This is a genomic window from Streptosporangium sp. NPDC049644, from assembly GCF_040675205.1.
Lineage (GTDB): Bacteria > Actinomycetota > Actinomycetes > Streptosporangiales > Streptosporangiaceae > Streptosporangium > Streptosporangium fukuiense.
The window spans coordinates 1-2,435 of record NZ_JBFAOJ010000231.1 but is presented as its reverse complement, the minus strand read 5'-3'; the positions used below and the strand labels follow the sequence as shown (position 1 = coordinate 2,435).

General features: G+C 57.6%; 1 pseudogene. It reads right to left on the bottom strand.

Annotated elements, in window-relative coordinates:
* Positions 1–97 precede the first annotated feature (97 nt).
* Positions 98–2,272 (bottom strand): annotated as a pseudogene (locus tag AB0J58_RS44655) (DEAD/DEAH box helicase family protein); the annotation flags it as partial.
* Between the last annotated feature and the right edge of the window lie 163 nt (positions 2,273–2,435).

Below are 2,435 nucleotides of genomic sequence, written 5' to 3'. Positions count from 1 at the left end.
GAAGGATTACGAAGTGGCCGTCTCTTGTCACATGGATCTCACCCGTGCCAGCACCAGGGCTTGATCACCCGCACACCATCTCCCAGGACGTGAACTGCCTGGGACGCTCTGAAGCGTAGGCAACTACCTGCCGAATCTCCTCGCATAGTGTGGGCTCGGCGCGCAGTTGCGCAAGAGCCTGGTCGTAGGAGGTGAAGCTGCCGCCGTCACGCCAGAAGGAGAAGAACAGCATGCGGACGAAGGCCTGATCGACGGGGGAACACTGGCTATAGAACGGACCGTCAGGTCGCAACAGGCGTATGTACGCCTCAGCTCGTCGCTGGTCGTCTACGTGAAGCAGAGCACGTACACGGCGGCCAAGCGCATCCTCCACGGGAGAGGCATCATCCTTGATGAGCCCAGTGCGGCGCAGCAATGAAGTCCAGTAGCGTCGGTTGCGATAGATGTCGTGAATATCGCGGCCAGTGGCTTCGAGATAGTTAATAAGGGACGTCTCTGCGAGGGAGCGGATCTCCTGGGTGAGTGTAGAGATAGTGGCGTTGAGTTGGACCTTGAGCTCGGCAATCAGTCGATCTTTAGTAACTCGATCCAAGACGATCTGGCATCCCGGCGGCAGCAGCGGGAAGTCCTTGTCCACCTGCTGCTTAAGACGTCCTCTGGAGAACCCAGTCAACGTATGGAATCGGCTCCCGAATCGGTACTCCTTGCGGTGCTGCCCGACAAAGTCGAGGACGGTCAGCACGTCCTTGTCAGGTGTACGGCGTAGTCCACGGCCGAGTTGTTGGAGAAAAACTGTTGCGCTCTCGGTTGGTCGCAGTAGGAGCAATGTGTTCACATCAGGGATATCCAGACCCTCGTTGAACAGGTCCACAGCGAAAAGGAAAGTGACTTTCCCATCACGCAAGGCAGCCAGCGCTGCCCTGCGCTCGACGGGGTCAGTTGACCCATCCACGGCCAGCGACTTTAAGCCTGCCTTGGTGAAAAACTCGGCCATGAAGCGTGCATGCCGTACCGAGACGCAGAAACCCAAACCTCGGACTTCCTGTAAGTCGCTGACCTTATCCAGCAGCGCATTGAAGATGAGTTGAGACCGATTGCTGTCTTCGGCAAGGACCTCATCGAGTTCACGGCCGAGGTAGGAGCCGCGTGACCAGGAAACGCTACTGAGGTCGGTCTCGTCGTTGATTCCAAAGTAGTGAAAAGGGCAGAGCAGGTCGGCGTCTAGAGCGTCCCACAGGCGCAGTTCGGAAGTGATATGCCGATTGAAAAACTCGTCTTGAACCCAGGTGCCGTCGGCCCGCTCTGGGGTGGCGGTGAGGCCGAGTAGTTCCTTCGGCTTGAGGTGATCAATGATTCGTCGGTAAGTGACAGCGGAGGCGTGGTGGAACTCGTCGATAACCACGACGTCAAAATGATCTGCGGCGAAGATATCGATGCCACGTGAATTGAGGGACTGGACTGAGGCGAACACGTGCTGCCATTGCCGGGACTGATCAACGCCGACGTGCAGTTCGCCGAAGTCGGGGGCGGCTAGAACTTGTCGGTAGGTGCGCATAGCCTGCTGCAAGATCTCCTTGCGATGCGCGACGAATAATAGAGAGGGACGCCGCCCCAATCGCTGTTGCAGATTGCGATAGTCGAAGGCAGCCACGACAGTTTTTCCGGTTCCGGTAGCCGCCACCAGCAGATTGCGGTGACGGTCGTGCACAGTTCGCTCGACGTCGAGGTCCTCCAGCATCTCTTTCTGATGTGGGAACGGATGAGGCATCAGTGCAGGAATATCAAAAATCCGCTCGCCTGCCTTTGAGCGAGATAAAGCTTCATCAAGCCGTCCCCTGTCCTTCTTTGGGTCGTATGGTTCGAACTGTTGCCTGTTCCAGTAAGAATCGAAGGTGCCTTCGAATTTGCCCAGCAGTCGCGGAGTAGTCACTGAAGACAGGCGTACATTCCATTCTAGGCCGTCCAGCAAGGCAGCGCGTGACAGGTTAGAACTGCCGATATAGGCCGTGTCGAAACCGGTATGGCGGCGCAACAGCCAGGCCTTAGCATGCAGGCGGGTTGCATTCTGTTCGTAGCTAATTCGAACCTCTGCATCGAAATCATCTACGAGCCGATCCAGCGCCCGCCGCTCGGTTGCGCCCATGTAGGTGGTGGTGATGACTCGCAACGGAACGCCCCGGCGGCGCAATTCGGCGAGCGGCTTCTCTAAAATGCGCAGTCCGGACCATTTGACGAATGCGCACAACAGGTCTACCCGATCGGCACTACTGAGGATGAAAGCTGGACGTTACGGTGGTTGGAGGGCCAGCCTGGTCTCGGCGACAAAGCCGTCCAGCAGCACGGGTTGGTATTGCATCTGTTTGAGCTGGCTGCGGATGATGAGCGTGAGCTGGTCGATGCCGCCGACGGCGAGGTTGAGCAACTTGTCTCGCAGG